The sequence below is a fragment of the Pseudomonas sp. H3_C08 genome, assembly GCF_054669455.1.
The window spans coordinates 3535955-3550635 of sequence record NZ_CP162803.1 but is presented as its reverse complement, the minus strand read 5'-3'; the positions used below and the strand labels follow the sequence as shown (position 1 = coordinate 3550635).

The following is a 14681-nucleotide window of genomic DNA, read 5'->3' as shown; positions in this document are numbered from 1 at the left end:
GCTTCGGCGGGTTTTTTCTTGCCTGCTGTTTGAGCGTAACGGTCACACCCGCTGACATTTCCGGTGATTGCCGTACACGGCATCGCTGCCTAGGCTGAGTGCATCGCTCAAGGAGTTCGCCCATGTCCGCACCGCTGGCCTCACTGAAGATCCTCGATTTCTCGACATTGCTGCCGGGGCCGTTCGCCTCGCTGTTGCTGGCGGACATGGGCGCTGAAGTGCTGCGCATCGAGTCGCCGACGCGCCTGGATCTGCTGCGGGTATTGCCGCCGCATGATGGCGGAGTATCGGCCAGTCACGCCTACCTCAATCGCAACAAGCGCAGCCTGGCCCTGGATCTGAAACAACCCGAGGCGCTGGAAGTGATCAAGCAGCTGCTGAGCGATTACGACATCGTCCTTGAGCAGTTTCGCCCCGGTGTGATGGAGCGCCTGGGCCTGGGTTATGAGGCGCTGAAGGCGATCAACCCGAAGCTGATTTACGTGTCGATCACCGGTTACGGCCAGACCGGGCCGTACAAGGATCGCGCCGGGCATGACATTAACTACCTGGCGCTGGCCGGCCTTGCCAGTTACACCGGCCGTGCCGATAGCGGGCCGTTGCCGCTGGGCATGCAAGTGGCGGACGTGGCGGGTGGTTCGCTGCACGGGGTGATCGGCTTGCTCGCGGCAGTGATTGCCCGTCAGCAATCGGGGCAGGGCACGCACCTGGATGTGAGCATGACTGACTGCGCGTTCAGCCTGAATGCCATGGCCGGTGCCGGCTATCTGGCTTGCGGCGAAGAGCCAGAGTGGGAAGAGCAGATGCTCAACGGCGGCAGCTTCTACGATTATTACCGTTCTCGCGATGGACGCTGGATGTCGGTGGGCAGTCTGGAACCGGGGTTCATGCAGCAATTGTGTGCGGCGCTGGGGCGGCCGGAGTTGGCCGCGCAGGGCCTGTCGCCCAAGCCTGAACAACAGCGGGCGTTGAAATACGCGCTGACGGTCGAGTTTGAAAAACATGACTTTGCCGAGTTGTGCGAGATGTTTGCCGGGATCGATGCGTGTGTCGAGCCGGTGTTGAGTCTGGGTGAGGCGGTGCGCCACCCACAATTGCAGGCGCGGAAACTGGTGACGCAGGTGCCGCGTGGGGATGGCTCGACGCAGGCGCAGATGGCCTGCCCGTTGAAATTTTCCGAGGCGTTGCCGGCGCCGCGGCATGTTGGCGCGGCGTTGGGGCAGCATACGGATCAGGTGTTGGGCGAGTTGGGGTTTAGTGCTGAGCGGATTGCCGAATTGCGTTCTGCCAAAGTCATTATCTAGTGCCCGTTTGGGCCCCATCGCGAGCAGGCTCACTCCTACAGGGGAATGCATTCCAAATGTAGGAGTGAGCCTGCTCGCGATGGGGCCATTCAGGGCAACACAACACTGACTATTCGACGCGCATCTCACCACTGAACACCAACGTGTTGCGGCATCGGCGACACAAATATCGCCGCCCCTGCCGCACCAGACTATGGCGCTGTGCCGAAAACGGAAAATCGCTTTCTGCGCACGGGCATTTGTAGATATAGCGGGTCACGCTGCGGCGCTTGATTCATAGGTGTGGCAGCGATCCGGCGGCAGTTCGTAAACGCCGCGCATGATCAGTTGCCATTCCTCGCCATGCGGCTGGATACGCTCGCCAAACAACTGATGGGCGATCAGGTGCGCGACTTCGTGGGCCACGGTCTGCTTGAGGAAATGTTCGGTGTTTTCCCGGTACAGCTGAGGATTGAAGCGCAGCAGGTTCTCGTGCAGATGCGCGACACCGGCTTTTTGCCCGCGCAGCTTGAGGCTGACGACAGGGCGTGGGAAAGAGCGTTTGAAAAAGGATTCAGCGAGTTGGTAACAGTCTTCGACGCGGGTATTGAGTTGCTCGGGCATGCTTGATGGATCTCCAGAGGCGTCGAGTATGCCGCAACCCTGTGCACTTGCGAATCGCCAAGCTGCCGAATGGTCATCGCGCAAACGACAAGGCCGCCTTGCGGCGGCCTCTGATTGGCTTATCGAGTCAGTTGGTATAGACGGGCCCCACGCCCAGCCCCCAGACGATCACGGTAAACGCCATGATGGCGACCAGCACCACCAGACCCACCGCCAGCACCGAGCTCGAGAACAGAAAACCTTCGTCCGACGGAATGTTCATGAACGTCGGCAGCCCCACATACAACAGATACACCGTGTAGCAGATGGCCGCCGTGCCGACGATCATCCCCAGCCACATATGCGGATACAGCGCCGCCAGGCCGCCGACAAACAACGGTGTTGCGGTGTAAGTGGCAAACGCCACGCAACGGGCCAGGCTCGGATTGGCGTCATAGGTGCGGGCCATCCAGTGCACAAAAGCACCCATGACCGCGACCCCACCGAGCATGGCCAGATACGACATGACCGTCATCCAGATCGCGCTTTCGACGGTGAGCATCACCGGCGCGCGGTTGCCGATCACCCAGCCGACTTGTGTAGTACCGATAAACGCCGAGACAGCGGGGATCGCCGCCAGAATCAGCGTGTGAGTGAGGTACATGTGGCTGATGCTTTCCTCTTGGTCGCCACGGATTTCCTTCCATTCCTGATCGGGGTGGGTAAAAAGTCCCACTACGTGATGGATCATGCCAGTCACTCCTCTTGTTATTGCCATCGCCCCCCAACGGAGCGCCTACGGGCCAAGGTGGCCGAGCAAATTCAGGTCTTCAGATGTGTGCGACCTTATGTCGCAGTATAGAAAGGTCTTACCCGCACAGGTATTAGGGGCTTAGAGCAAATCGCGCTGTAAACAGGGCGGGTAATCGCCTCGGGGTCTGTTAACGCGCCGTCGGCTGGCCGCGACAACCTGTGCCCACAACCCCGGGGTTTTTGCGTAAAATGCCGGCCTTTCGTCACACCTCACGGATTTCGCGTCATGGGCACTCTTACGGTCAACCAGAACAAACTGCAAAAGCGCCTGCGCCGTCTGGCCGGCGAAGCGGTCGCCGATTTCAACATGATTGAAGATGGCGACAAGGTCATGGTCTGCCTGTCCGGCGGCAAAGACAGCTACACCATGCTCGACGTGCTGCTGCACCTGCAAAAGGTTGCCCCGATCAAGTTCGAGATCGTTGCGGTGAACATGGACCAGAAGCAGCCGGGCTTCCCCGAGCATGTGCTGCCGGCCTATCTGAAAGAGCTGGGCGTCGAGTACCACATCGTCGAGAAAGACACCTACTCGGTGGTCAAGGAACTGATCCCGGAAGGCAAGACCACTTGCTCGCTGTGCTCGCGCCTGCGTCGCGGCACGCTGTACACCTTTGCCGATGAGATCGGCGCGACGAAAATGGCTCTCGGTCACCACCGTGACGACATCGTCGAGACGTTCTTCCTCAACATGTTCTTCAACGGCAGCCTCAAGGCCATGCCGCCGAAGCTGCGCGCCGATGACGGCCGCAACGTGGTGATTCGTCCGCTGGCCTACTGCAACGAGAAAGACATTCAGGCGTACTCGGACTTCAAGGAATTCCCGATCATCCCGTGCAACCTCTGCGGTTCGCAGGAAAACCTGCAGCGTCAGGTAGTCAAGGAAATGCTTCAGGACTGGGAACGCAAGACCCCGGGCCGTACCGAAAGCATCTTCCGCAGCCTGCAGAACGTGATTCCGTCGCAACTGGCCGACCGCAACCTGTTCGACTTCACCAGCCTGAAGATCGACGAGACCGCGGCTTCGCGCTTCGTCAACGTCGTCAACCTGTAAACCCATTCCCTGTGGGAGCGAGCTTGCTCGCGAAGGCGTCGTGTCAGCCGGCATCAATGTTGAATGACATGCCGCTTTCGCGAGCAAGCTCGCTCCCACAGTGTTTTGTGTTCAAAGGTAGAATTTCATTTTCAATTCCCAGGAGAGGGCATGCGCGATTACAAGTGGCTGCACGAATACTGTCTGAACCGCTTCGGTTCGGCGGCTGAACTGGAAGCCCATCTGCCCGTTCCCAAGACCCCTGCGCAATTGCGCAAGATCAGCGACGACCGTTACCTCTCGACCATGGCCCTGCGCGTGTTCCGTGCCGGCCTCAGGCACAGTCTGGTCGACGCCAAGTGGCCGGCCTTCGAAGAAGTGTTCTTCAAGTTCGACCCGGAAAAAGTCGTGCTGATGAGCGCCGAACATCTTGAACGCCTGATGCAGGATGCGCGGATTATCCGTCACCTGGGCAAGCTCAAGAGCGTGCCGCGCAATGCGCAGTTCATCCTCGATGTCGAGAAAGACAAGGGCAGTTTTGGCGCGTTGATTGCCGACTGGCCGGTGACCGATATCGTCGGCCTGTGGACGTACCTGAAAAAGCACGGCCATCAATTGGGCGGGCTGTCGGCGCCACGCTTTTTGCGCATGGTCGGCAAGGATACGTTCGTGCCGAGCTACGACGTGGTTGCGGCGCTGAATGCACAGAAGATCGTCGACAAGGTGCCGACCAGTCTGCGCGATCTGGCGATCGTGCAGGATGTGTTCAACCAGTGGCACGAACAGAGTGGCGGGCGGGCCATGAGCCAGATTTCGATGATGCTCGCGTACACCGTCAACCATTAAGACCGCGTCGCCCCATTCGCGAACAGGCTCACTCCTACAGGGATTTGTGAACGCCACAGATCCCCTGTAGGAGTGAGCCTGCTCGCGATAGCTATTCGTCAGGCGACGCTGATCTCGCCCTCGCCAGCCAGTTTACGATTCAACTGATACCGCCACCGCACATACAACAGCGCCGAGCAGAACACCGCCAGGCTCGCGATCATCTCCAGCACCCCAAACCAATGTCGGCTCGGGTCATACGCCGCCAGTGCGCCTTTGATGAAATACAGATTCACCACGAAGCACATCCACGAATGCCCACGGGCGCTGCCCATGATCATCGCCGGGGCGAGGACGATCCACGGGATCAGCTCGACCAGCAGAATCACCCATGGCCGCGCGCCGTGCAGGTCGGCGAACAGCAGATAGTAGGCCGCGAGCAGACCGGCGAGGGCGAAAAAGCTCAGCAGGCTGAGCACCCGCATTGCCTTCACCCGTGGCTCAAGCCACTCGACACTCGGCAGAATCTTCGGCTTCTTCGCCATCTCAGCCCACCAGTTTCTGAGCGGTTTTGGCCAGCCGCAGACCCAACGCACGGCACAGCGCCACTTCGTGTTGATCAAGGCCTTTTTTGCCGTCCGCTCCGGCGTGATGACTGGCACCGTAAGGCGTGCCGCCACCCTGGGTTTCCAGCAGCGCCGACTCGCTGTACGGCAAGCCGGTGATGAGCATGCCGTGGTGCAGCAGCGGCAACATCATCGACAGCAGGGTGGTTTCCTGACCGCCGTGCAGGCTGGCGGTGGAGGTGAACACGCCAGCCGGTTTGCCGACGAGGGCGCCGGTCAGCCACAGGTTGCTGGTGCCGTCGAGGAAGTACTTCAGTGGCGCAGCCATGTTGCCGAAACGCGTCGGGCTACCGAGGGCGAGACCGGCGCAGTTCTTCAAATCATCCAGCGTTGCGTACAGCGCGCCTTCGTCCGGGATGGCCGGGGCCACGGCTTCGCACTCGGTGGAGATTGCCGGCACGGTGCGCAGGCGCGCTTCGAGGCCAGCCTGCTCGACGCCGCGGGCAATCTGCCGGGCCATCTCGTTGGTCGAGCCGTTGCGGCTGTAATACAGCACCAGAATGTACGGCGCGCTCACGGCAGCAACTCCAGGATATTCTCGGGTGGGCGACCGATCACCGCTTTGTCGCCAACCTCGAGAATCGGTCGCTCCATCAGTTTTGGATGCTGGGCAATAGCGTCGATCAATTGCGCTTCGCTGAGGCTTTCGTCAGCCAGTTGAAGCATTTTGTATTCATCTTCCCCGGTGCGCAGCAACTGCCGAGCGCTGATCCCGAGCTTGCCGAGCAGGGCCTTGATTTGCGCTGCATTCAGCGGGGTTTCGAGGTACCGCACGACGTTCGGGGTCAGGCCGCGGGCTTCAAGAAGTTCCAGCGCGCCGCGGGATTTCGAGCAGCGCGGATTGTGATAAAGCGTCAGATCGGTCATGGCGGGTCGCTTCTGGCGTAAAGTGGCGGCTATTCTAACTGTGCAGCGCGCAATCCAGAACCTTCGGAGGCAATGGGTCGCAGGCGCCTTCAAATTTTCACAAGGAACACGACATGACACGGCGATTGGCAGCGGCATTGACGATAATCGGGGCGTTGATGCTGGGGGGCTGCGGCAATGATTACGGGATCGACCAGAACGGTCAGAAGGTCGCGTCCGAACGTCTCGACAAGCAATGGGTGGTGCTCAACTACTGGGCCGAATGGTGCGGCCCGTGCCGCACCGAGATCCCGGAGCTCAACCATCTGGCTGACGAGCTGAAGAGCAAGAACGTCGGCGTGTTCGGGGTCAACTTTGACAATGTGCAAGGTGTGGAGCTGAAAGACGCCAGTGAAAAACTGGGCATCAAGTTCACCGTGCTGGCGCAGGATCCGGCGGAGTTGTTTGAGTTGCCGCGCAGTGAGGCGCTGCCGGTGACGTACATCATCGACAATAAAGGCAAGGTGCGTGAGCAGTTGATGGGCGAGCAGACGGCGGCGGGGGTGATGGCGAAGCTGGAGGCGTTGCAGGCAACCAAGTGAGTTGCCGCTAAAGAGCGACCCTCACCCCAGCCCTCTCCCAGAGGGAGAGGGAGCCGACCGAGGTGTCTGGCCAGGTACATCGACCTGAGAGATCGAGTCGATTGTAGATTCGCCAAGGCAAGATCAGGTCGATTATGGGGTCGCCAAAGCAAAATCCGGTCGATTATGGATTCGGCATAGGCCTTTCAGGTCGGCGTAGCTCTCCAATATCCCCCAATCAGTTCCCTCTCCCCCTGGGAGAGGGCTAGGGTGAGGGCTTTTTAGCCTTCTTCCAGCCACCAACGCAACGGCTTGCCTTCAGCCGGCCAGAAGCGCATCTGCTCAATCGGCGAGATGTCCCAGCGCTCGACGTGTTCCAGCGCCTGCAGGAAGCGTTGTTCCTGCTCCATCAACGCCGGTGCACAGAGTTTGCGGGTCTTGCCGATCTTGCCGAAGGTCAGCTTGTCGCCGTCCAGCGTATACGGCGCAAACCAATGGTTGCAGCCGCCGTTGCCGTAGGCGCGGCCATCATCGCCCAGGGTCACGGTCAGATGGCTGTAATCCATCAGCGGGCGCTCGCCGATCCACTCCAGAATGTAGCTGCGGTTCTGTTGCAGTTGCACAGGCTCTGCCGCGCAACCCACCAGACCCACACCGACCATAGCGGTCAGGGCAAGCCGTTTCATCACGCAGGCTCCTGGCATTTCGGGCACAGGTGCTTGTCGCCCACGGCTTTCCAGCCCAGCTCGGCGATGCGCGCGGTGGCCGCCGGTTTCTCGGCGGCCTTACCGAGTTTGGCGTCCACGGCAAATTCGAAGCTCAGCTCTTTGGCGCAGCTGTCGCAATTGACCTGCCAGGTGTGGATCGCCAGTTCGCCGAACACCGGGCCAGTGGTCATCGCGGTCCATTGGCCCGGCGGGTTGATCAGATGGCGGACGGTTTCAACGGTCAGGCGCATGGACAAGTCCTTGCTGCCTTTGAGGGTGACCAACAGCGCGTCACCGATGCGAATCGAGCCACCATTGCCGGTGACCTGATAGCGGCCCGGAACGAGGGCGCGGCATTCGGTGAGGGTGTGTTGCGGGTTCATCAGGGTGTAGCGGAAATCGTGTTCGACCATGGGTCCTCCAAATATGCGCGACATGCTAGCACGGGGTTGATTGCAGAATGATGCGCGCGTACGACCTTCGATCCGGTTCAAATACCGCGACACTCATGGCAAACTGCCGGCCTCGAATCTGAAGGAACGGAACATGGCGCTGATCGAATGTTATGAATGCAAAAAGAGCATCAGCTCCGAAGCCTCGGCCTGCATTCATTGTGGAGCTCCGATGGCGGAGCAAACCGCTCACGCCCAGGCGCAGGCAGCTGAGGCCCCGGCTCAGCCTTCGACGATTTCTTTTGGCAGTCTGCCGCGTAACAAGGCTGTGCCCGAAGTCACTGCACCAGCGCCTGAACCGCAACCTTTACCGAAAGTCATGCCGGCCGCCGCGCGGCGTCGGCGCCAGCAGCCAACCGAGCAACCGGCCACTGAGCAGGCCAATGCCGATGGCAGTCGTCCGGTGGAAGGCTGGCTGAAGATCATGATCTTCCTGCTGCCGATGGTTTTCGTCTGGTTCCTGCTGCGCTACGGCCACTCGATGAAACAGCGCTTTTTTGGTTTCGGCTGGCTGGCGCTGCTGATTCTGGCGTCTTCGCTTTCACCGAAATAAGCGCAAAAAATCTCAGCCCTCGACCTGGTTCTGTGGCGTTCCCGCCGCCCAGGTCGCGATGTTGTGCAGGGTGGTTGCGGCAATGGCGCCCAGTGCTTCGCGGGTCAGAAAGGCCTGATGCGCGGTGATGATCACGTTGGGAAAGGTCAGCAATCGCGCCAGCACATCGTCCTGCAAAGGCAGGTCGGAGCGATCCTCGAAAAACAGTTGTGCCTCTTCCTCATAGACATCCAGCCCCAGATAGCCGAGTTGGCCGTCCTTCAAGGCATCGATCAGTGCCGGTGTGTCGACCAGCCCACCACGGCCGGTATTGATCAGCATGGCGCCCGCCTGCATGTGCGCCAGTGAGTCGCGGTTGATCAGGTGTTTGCTTTGCTCGTTGAGCGGGCAGTGCAGGCTGATGATCCGCGACTGCGCGAGCAGTTCCGGCAGGCTCAGATAGCGTGCGCCCAACGCCAGCACATCCGGATTCGGGAATGGATCGTAGGCCAGCAACTCACAGCCGAAGCCGTGCATGATTTTCGCGAATGTGGCGCCGATCTGTCCGGTGCCGACAATCCCCACGGTTTTGCCGACCAGGTCGAAACCGGTCAGGCCATGCAGGCTGAAATCGCCTTCACGGGTGCGGTTATAGGCACGGTGCAGGCGACGGTTGAGGGCCAGGATCAGCGCCACGGCGTGTTCGGCCACCGCATGCGGCGAGTAGGCCGGCACGCGCACCACGGCCAGTCCGAGACGTTTCGCTGCGGCCAGATCGACATGGTTGTAGCCCGCCGAGCGCAGGGCAATCAGACGCGTGCCGCCCGCAGCCAGGCGCTCCAGCACGGGAGCGCTGAGATCATCATTGATGAACGCACAGACCACTTCATGCTTATCGGCCAGCGCTGCCGTATCGAGGCTGAGCCGGGCCGCTTGAAAATGCAGCTCGATACCTGTCGGGCAAGCGGTGGCGAGAAAGCTGTCGCGGTCATAGGTCTGGCTACTGAAAACGAGCGTGCGCATGAAATCCTCCTGGAACATCGACACGGATTGAATCACCCGAACCCACTTTAGCGCTGCCGGTGTTGGCCGGCATTGCCGTGGATCAGGCGCTGATCTTCGCTTGTGCCGCGAGCCGGTTGATCGCGCGCTCCAGTTCTTCCAGCGCTGCCACGGCCTTGGGGTCGTCCTGCTTGAGCAGGGTTTCGCTGCGCTGGCAGGCCGCGCGCAATTGCGGTACGCCGCAATAACGGGTGGCACCGTGCAGGCGATGGACGCGTTCGATCAATGCATTCTGGTCGCGGTTTTCGCACGCCGCGCGGATGGCCTCGCGGTCGGCTTCCAGTGAGGCGAGCAACATGGCCAGCATGTCTGCCGCCAGATCAGCCTTGCCGGCGGCCAGGCGCAAACCTTCCTCATGATCGAGCACCGGCAGTTCATTATTGCCCGCCGCGCTGTCGCTGATCCGCTCCGGCCCTTGATTGCGCAAGGCCAGGCCGGTCCATTTCAGCACCACCTGCGCCAGTTGCCGTTCGCTGATCGGTTTGGTCAGGTAATCGTCCATGCCGCTTTGCAGCAACGCGCGTTTTTCGTTGGCCATGGCGTGGGCGGTGAGGGCGACGATCGGCAGCGGTGTGCAATGCCGCTCGCTTTCCCACTGGCGAATGGTTTCGGTGCTCTGGCGGCCGTCCATGCCCGGCATCTGCACGTCCATCAACACCAGATCGAAGGACTCGCTTTGTACGGCTTTGACCGCCGCGTAGCCGCTTTCCACCGCGAGCACCTTGGCGCCCATGTCTTCGAGCAGGGTTTGCACCAGCAGCAGGTTGGCCGGGTTGTCGTCGACACAGAGCACTTTCGGCGCGCGGCTCGACAGCGGTTCCCCCGGCTCATTGCGCGGCTGGCGCGGGTTGACCAGATCGGCCAGCGCGCGACGCAGTTTGCGCGTGCAGGCCGGCTTGGCTTGCAACTGACTGTGCGGGTTCGGCACCGACAGATGGAACAGCGTCTGTTCGGTGGTCGGGCACAGCACCAGCACTTTGCAGCCCAGATGTTCGAGGTCCCAGATGTGCTGATTCAAACGCTCGGGCAGCATGTCGTTGCTGGTGATGCCAATGACCGCCAGATCAATCGCCTGATCGGTCTGGTGCGCGCCGGTGACGCCATTGGTCAAGGTTTCCAATGTATTGAACGGCGTGACATCGAGGCCGCAATCTTCCAGTTGATGTTGCAAGGCCTGACGCGCCAGTTCATGACTTTCCAGTACCGCCACGCGGCGCCCGAGTAGCGGCGCGGCCGGCAAGTCTTCGGCGTCGTCACGGGTTTTTGGCAGGCTCAGGCTGATCCAGAATTCCGAGCCTTCGCCCGGTGTGCTGTCGACGCCGATTTCGCCACCCATCTGCTCGATCAGACGCTTGGAAATCACCAGCCCGAGGCCGGTGCCGCCCGGTTGCCGCGACAGCGAGTTGTCGGCCTGACTGAAGGCCTGGAACAACGCGCGCACGTCCTGATTCGACAGGCCGATGCCGGTGTCCTGAATGCTGATGCGCAACTGCACGCTGTCTTCGTGTTCATCTTCAAGCATCGCGCGGGCAACGATGGTGCCTTCGCGGGTGAACTTGATCGCGTTGCTGACCAGGTTGGTGAGGATCTGCTTCAGGCGTAACGGGTCACCGACCAGCGACAGCGGCGTGTCGCGGTAGACCAGACTGACCAGCTCCAATTGCTTGGCGTGTGCGGCGGGGGCGAGGATGGTCAGGGTGTCCTGCAACAGGTCGCGCAGGTTGAACGGAATATGGTCGAGCACCAGTTTGCCCGCCTCGATTTTCGAGAAGTCGAGGATCTCGTTGATGATCCCCAGCAGGCTGTCGGCAGACTTTTCGATGGTGCCCAGATAATCGAGCTGGCGCGGGGTCAGTTCGCTTTTCTGCAACAGATGCGTGAAGCCGAGAATGCCGTTGAGCGGCGTGCGGATTTCGTGGCTCATGTTGGCGAGGAATTCGGATTTGATCCGGCTCGCCTCCAGCGCTTCTTTGCGCGCCAGGTCCAGTTCGATGTTCTGGATCTCGATGGTTTCAAGGTTCTGGCGCACGTCTTCGGTGGCCTGATCGACACTGTGTTGCAGTTCTTCGCGGGCGTTCTGCAGGGTGCCGGCCATGCGGTTGATCCCGGAGGCCAGTTCATCCAGCTCCTGACTGCCGAGCGGTGGCAAACGCGTTTCCAGATGGCCGTCCTTGAGTTGCGCGACGGCTTGTTTGATCTGGCTCAGCGGCCGGTTGATGGTGCGGCCCATGCGCAACGCCAGCAGGGCGGCGCCCGCCAGACCCGCGGCAATCAGCAGCAGGCTGGCAAACAGGCTGCGATAACCGCGCAGCAACATACCGTTGTGCGACAGCTCCAATTCGACCCAGCCAAGCAGTCGCTCGGATTCTTCCGGGATCAGTTCGCCGGCGAGGTTGCGATGTTTGCCGAACACCGGCATCAGGTAACGCGTCGCGTCATTGCCGCTGCGCCGTTGCAAATGCGCGCTGTCGCCGCTGGGTGCCTGATTGAGCATGGTCGGGCCGGCATGCGCCAGCGGTGAGCGGTCCGGGGCGAGGAAGGTCACCGCGCGTACGTCCGGCTGTTCAAGGGATTGCGTGGCGATGCGCTCCAGCAATTCGCTGTTGCCATGGCCCATGGCGGGTGCCACCAGCGGCGCCAGTTGCTCGGCAATCATTTCGCCGCGCTGCATCAATTGGGTCTGCAAGTCGGCCTGCTGCGTCCAGGTGAAATAACCACCCAGCACCAGCGCCATCAGGCTGGTCGGCAACAAGGTCAGCAATAACACGCGACCTTTGATTCCCAGTTTCTTGAGCACGCCTATCTCCTGCATCCCGCTGATCTGTTGACTCATGCGTGCATCCGGCACGCGACATTGGCGCAGTGTAGCGATTTGCTCGCGGGCAATCTCCGGAAAAATGCGCTCGCGTCGGGGCAGGGCGTCGCTGCTCGTTGGTCAGCTCGGTCAACCTTGAGTTGCCCGATGCCCGGCAATCTTGAATAATCAGTTTCAACTGAGAATTACTTGCAGATACTCATGACTCCTGTTTCCGCTGGCCAGCCACGCATTCTCTCCATCGAAGACGATCCGGTACTCGGCGCCTATGTTCACGAACATCTGGGCCGCAGCGGCTTTCAGGTGACGTGGTGCCAGAACGGCCAGGAGGGCCTGAGCATCGCCACGCGCCAGCCGTTCGACGTGGTGCTGATGGATATCCTCTTGCCGGGCCTGGACGGTTTGCAGGTGTTAACGCAATTGCGCCAGAGCCACACGACGCCAGTGCTGCTGATGTCGGCCCTCGGCGCCGAGGCGGATCGCATCAGCGGTTTCCGTCTCGGTGCTGACGATTATTTGCCCAAGCCGTTCAGCATGGCCGAGTTGCATGTGCGCATCGAAGCGATTCTGCGCCGGGTTGCGCTGGATCGGCGCCCGGCACCGCTGGCGACGCCAGTGGCGGTCGGTACGCTGCGCTTCGATGACCAACAGTGCGATGTGTTTTTCCGCGAACAACCCGCCGGGCTGACGCGCAGCGAATTCCGTTTGCTCGAAACCCTCAATCGCAACGAAGAGGAAGTGCTGAGCAAAGCCTTCCTTTATCAGCACGTTTTGCAGCGCGGCTACGCGGCCCACGATCGCAGCCTCGACATGCACATCAGCCAGATCCGCCGCAAACTGAAAGCCATCGGTTACACCGAGCGGGAAGTGCGTACGGTCTGGGGCAAGGGTTACGTTCTGAGCGCCGCCGATGAAACGCTCTGAACTGCCGGGGCGGCATTCACTGTTCTGGAAACTGGCGTTTCTGCTGGTCGCATTTTGTCTGCTGATGATCTGGCTGAGCTGGTCGTGGGGACGTTATATGGAGGAGCGCAACCAGTTCCTCTCCGACGACGCGCGCGGCACTCTGACGCGTTACGCCGCGCAAGCGGAACAGGCCTGGCAGCACGGCGGCCGCAGCGGGGTCGATGACTGGTTGCAGAGCATGGAGTTGCGCGAAGCCAGTTGGGTCGGTGTGATCGGTGGCAACTTACAGTCGCTGAGCAATGATCCGCTGAATGATCAGGAAATTCAGCACCTGACCTTCTTGCGCGGGCTCGACTGGCCGATCCACAAGAAAGGCCGGCCGTGGTTGCGCATTCCTTTCCCCAAAGAGCCGTCTGCCGGCAGCCTGGTGATCGAATTGCCCGAACGATTTGTTCCGGGCAAGTACCGGGTGTTCTGGCGCGTCATCACCAACGGCGTGATTCCCGGGTTGTTCACGTTATTGCTGTGTGTCGGTTTGTACCGCTTGCTGGTCGTGCCCCTGAACAACCTGCGCGAACAGGCCAACGCCTGGCGCGCCGACCAGTTGAATGTGCGGTTGTCGAGCGGCATCACCCAGCGCCCGGATGAACTCGGTGAACTGGCGCGGGCGTTCGACTCCATGTCCGAACGCCTGCAATCGACCGTCGCTCTGCAACAGCAATTGCTCCGCGATCTGTCCCATGAATTGCGCACGCCGCTGAGCCGTCTGCGCGTGGCCAGCGAGAGTGAGCAAGATTTGGTGCAGCTACGCGAGCGCATCGGTCGTGAAGTCGACGGTATGCAAAGACTGGTCGAAGACACCTTGCAACTGGCCTGGCTCGATACCGACCGCACGCCGCTGCCGGATGAAGCCATTCAAATTCAGGCCCTGTGGGAAATGCTCACGGACAACGCCTGTTATGAAAGCGGCTGGCCGAGTCTGCAGCTGCAGTGTTCGGTCGAAGCGTCGTGCTGGGTGCGTGGCAACCTGAATACGCTGGCGCAGGCTTTGGAGAACATTTTGCGCAACGCCATTCGGCATTCACCGCCGGGTGGGATCGTGCGACTGGATGGACGGCGCGATGGCGATTTCTGGCACCTGTGGCTGGAAGATCAGGGCGGCGGCGTAGCGGAAGGGGATCTGGAACGGATCTTTTCGCCGTTCACCCGGCTCGACGGCTCGCGGCCCGGTGATGGTGGGTTTGGCTTGGGGCTGAGCATCGCGCGCAATGCCGTGCAGCGTCAGGGCGGAAGGATTTGGGCGGAGAATAGCGGGGCGGGGTTGCGGTTGAATTTGCGCTTGGTCGCTGAGGGTGATTTCGCGCCGCCTGACGCATTCGCGAGCAGGCTCGCTCCCACATTGGATCTCGGTTCGCCGCAGATTGTGTGATCAACAGTTAATAGTGTCATCACTGCTGACACTACTCCCTGTGGGAGCGAGCCTGCTCGCGAAGAGGCCATACGCATCACCGCCAATTAAGATGACCCACCGCAAAAGTCGCACCACTGGTGCGACTTTCAATCCCTTATTCCCATAAACCATAAGCACCGCACTTTGCGT

At 60.8% G+C, this 14681-nt stretch carries 15 protein-coding genes and 1 pseudogene; 7 read left to right on the top strand and 9 right to left on the bottom strand.

The features are described 5' to 3' along the window. The first annotated feature begins 122 nt into the window (after positions 1-122). Entirely contained in the window at positions 123-1304 is a 1182-nt protein-coding gene (locus AB4N74_RS16265) for a CaiB/BaiF CoA transferase family protein (RefSeq protein ID WP_460096638.1), read from the top strand. A 109-nt stretch (positions 1305-1413) separates the two neighbouring features. Here AB4N74_RS16265 and AB4N74_RS16260 read toward each other — a convergent pair. Both AB4N74_RS16260 and AB4N74_RS16255 read right to left on the bottom strand, forming a co-directional pair. Next, positions 1414-1907, bottom strand: a pseudogene (locus AB4N74_RS16260) (SprT family zinc-dependent metalloprotease). 127 nt (positions 1908-2034) lie between these two features. Then, complete coding sequence (locus AB4N74_RS16255; RefSeq protein ID WP_007917515.1) at positions 2035-2637, bottom strand: Yip1 family protein; 603 nt, start codon at positions 2635-2637, stop codon at positions 2035-2037. Positions 2638-2925: 288 nt separating this feature from the next. Here AB4N74_RS16255 and ttcA point away from each other — a divergent pair, with 288 nt between their 5' ends. Together ttcA and AB4N74_RS16245 are read left to right on the top strand one after the other, a co-directional pair. Next, on the top strand, positions 2926-3750 hold the full coding sequence (ttcA, locus tag AB4N74_RS16250; RefSeq protein WP_093442168.1) for a tRNA 2-thiocytidine(32) synthetase TtcA: 825 nt from the start codon (positions 2926-2928) through the stop codon (positions 3748-3750). A 150-nt stretch (positions 3751-3900) separates the two neighbouring features. After that, positions 3901-4575 (top strand): DNA-3-methyladenine glycosylase I, encoded by a 675-nt coding sequence (locus AB4N74_RS16245; RefSeq protein WP_460096635.1) that lies wholly within the window; start codon positions 3901-3903, stop codon positions 4573-4575. A 98-nt stretch (positions 4576-4673) separates the two neighbouring features. Here AB4N74_RS16245 and AB4N74_RS16240 read toward each other — a convergent pair whose 3' ends face one another. The 3 genes from AB4N74_RS16240 to arsC are packed head-to-tail and all read right to left on the bottom strand — an operon-like array spanning position 4674 to position 6047. Beyond that, positions 4674-5099 (bottom strand): DUF2069 domain-containing protein, encoded by a 426-nt coding sequence (locus AB4N74_RS16240; protein WP_093442178.1) that lies wholly within the window; start codon positions 5097-5099, stop codon positions 4674-4676. A 1-nt stretch (position 5100) separates the two neighbouring features. Beyond that, entirely contained in the window at positions 5101-5697 is a 597-nt protein-coding gene (wrbA, locus tag AB4N74_RS16235) for an NAD(P)H:quinone oxidoreductase (protein WP_093442184.1), read from the bottom strand. Further along, positions 5694-6047: an arsenate reductase (glutaredoxin) gene (arsC, locus tag AB4N74_RS16230; RefSeq protein WP_093442189.1), complete on the bottom strand. Its 354-nt coding sequence runs from the start codon at positions 6045-6047 to the stop codon at positions 5694-5696. The genes wrbA and arsC overlap by 4 nt, the downstream gene beginning before the upstream one ends. 113 nt (positions 6048-6160) lie before the next feature. Here arsC and AB4N74_RS16225 point away from each other — a divergent pair, with 113 nt between their 5' ends. Then, on the top strand, positions 6161-6628 hold the full coding sequence (locus tag AB4N74_RS16225) for a TlpA disulfide reductase family protein (RefSeq protein WP_007917494.1): 468 nt from the start codon (positions 6161-6163) through the stop codon (positions 6626-6628). A 260-nt stretch (positions 6629-6888) separates the two neighbouring features. On the opposite strand, the gene AB4N74_RS16220 is transcribed toward AB4N74_RS16225, so the two are convergent. Next, on the bottom strand, positions 6889-7293 hold the full coding sequence (locus AB4N74_RS16220; RefSeq protein WP_093442194.1) for an META domain-containing protein: 405 nt from the start codon (positions 7291-7293) through the stop codon (positions 6889-6891). Further along, positions 7293-7727, bottom strand: a complete 435-nt coding sequence (locus AB4N74_RS16215; protein WP_093442198.1) for a hypothetical protein — start codon at positions 7725-7727, stop codon at positions 7293-7295. Before AB4N74_RS16215 ends, AB4N74_RS16220 begins: the two co-directional genes overlap by 1 nt. Positions 7728-7860: 133 nt before the next feature. On the opposite strand from AB4N74_RS16215, the gene AB4N74_RS16210 reads away from it, so the two are divergent. Further along, the gene (locus AB4N74_RS16210) at positions 7861-8319 is read left to right on the top strand and encodes a hypothetical protein (protein WP_460091939.1); all 459 of its coding nucleotides are present in this window, start codon (positions 7861-7863) and stop codon (positions 8317-8319) included. Between the two features lie 12 nt (positions 8320-8331). Here the strand turns inward: AB4N74_RS16210 and AB4N74_RS16205 are convergent, their stop codons facing one another. Further along, entirely contained in the window at positions 8332-9321 is a 990-nt protein-coding gene (locus tag AB4N74_RS16205; protein WP_257355917.1) for a 2-hydroxyacid dehydrogenase, read from the bottom strand. A gap of 82 nt (positions 9322-9403) precedes the next feature. Next, positions 9404-12157 (bottom strand): response regulator, encoded by a 2754-nt coding sequence (locus AB4N74_RS16200; protein WP_093442290.1) that lies wholly within the window; start codon positions 12155-12157, stop codon positions 9404-9406. Between the two features lie 219 nt (positions 12158-12376). Between AB4N74_RS16200 and AB4N74_RS16195 the strand changes: the two genes are divergently transcribed. Both AB4N74_RS16195 and AB4N74_RS16190 read left to right on the top strand, forming a co-directional pair. After that, on the top strand, positions 12377-13099 hold the full coding sequence (locus AB4N74_RS16195) for a response regulator transcription factor (protein ID WP_460096630.1): 723 nt from the start codon (positions 12377-12379) through the stop codon (positions 13097-13099). Further along, entirely contained in the window at positions 13086-14510 is a 1425-nt protein-coding gene (locus AB4N74_RS16190) for a sensor histidine kinase (RefSeq protein WP_099756929.1), read from the top strand. Before AB4N74_RS16195 ends, AB4N74_RS16190 begins: the two co-directional genes overlap by 14 nt. Positions 14511-14681: the final 171 nt, after the last annotated feature.

Excerpts from the sequence above, each read along its gene's own strand:
- AB4N74_RS16210 (WP_460091939.1), top strand. The coding sequence starts at position 7,861 with ATGGCGCTGATCGAATGTTATGAATGCAAAAAGAGCATCAGCTCCGAA.
- AB4N74_RS16245 (WP_460096635.1), top strand. The coding sequence starts at position 3,901 with ATGCGCGATTACAAGTGGCTGCACGAATACTGTCTGAACCGCTTCGGT.
- AB4N74_RS16240 (WP_093442178.1), bottom strand. The coding sequence starts at position 5,099 with ATGGCGAAGAAGCCGAAGATTCTGCCGAGTGTCGAGTGGCTTGAGCCA.
- AB4N74_RS16190 (WP_099756929.1), top strand. The coding sequence starts at position 13,086 with ATGAAACGCTCTGAACTGCCGGGGCGGCATTCACTGTTCTGGAAACTG.
- arsC (WP_093442189.1), bottom strand. The coding sequence starts at position 6,047 with ATGACCGATCTGACGCTTTATCACAATCCGCGCTGCTCGAAATCCCGC.
- AB4N74_RS16225 (WP_007917494.1), top strand. The coding sequence starts at position 6,161 with ATGACACGGCGATTGGCAGCGGCATTGACGATAATCGGGGCGTTGATG.
- AB4N74_RS16220 (WP_093442194.1), bottom strand. The coding sequence starts at position 7,293 with ATGAAACGGCTTGCCCTGACCGCTATGGTCGGTGTGGGTCTGGTGGGT.
- ttcA (WP_093442168.1), top strand. The coding sequence starts at position 2,926 with ATGGGCACTCTTACGGTCAACCAGAACAAACTGCAAAAGCGCCTGCGC.
- AB4N74_RS16265 (WP_460096638.1), top strand. The coding sequence starts at position 123 with ATGTCCGCACCGCTGGCCTCACTGAAGATCCTCGATTTCTCGACATTG.
- AB4N74_RS16255 (WP_007917515.1), bottom strand. The coding sequence starts at position 2,637 with ATGATCCATCACGTAGTGGGACTTTTTACCCACCCCGATCAGGAATGG.
- AB4N74_RS16215 (WP_093442198.1), bottom strand. The coding sequence starts at position 7,727 with ATGGTCGAACACGATTTCCGCTACACCCTGATGAACCCGCAACACACC.
- AB4N74_RS16205 (WP_257355917.1), bottom strand. The coding sequence starts at position 9,321 with ATGCGCACGCTCGTTTTCAGTAGCCAGACCTATGACCGCGACAGCTTT.
- AB4N74_RS16195 (WP_460096630.1), top strand. The coding sequence starts at position 12,377 with ATGACTCCTGTTTCCGCTGGCCAGCCACGCATTCTCTCCATCGAAGAC.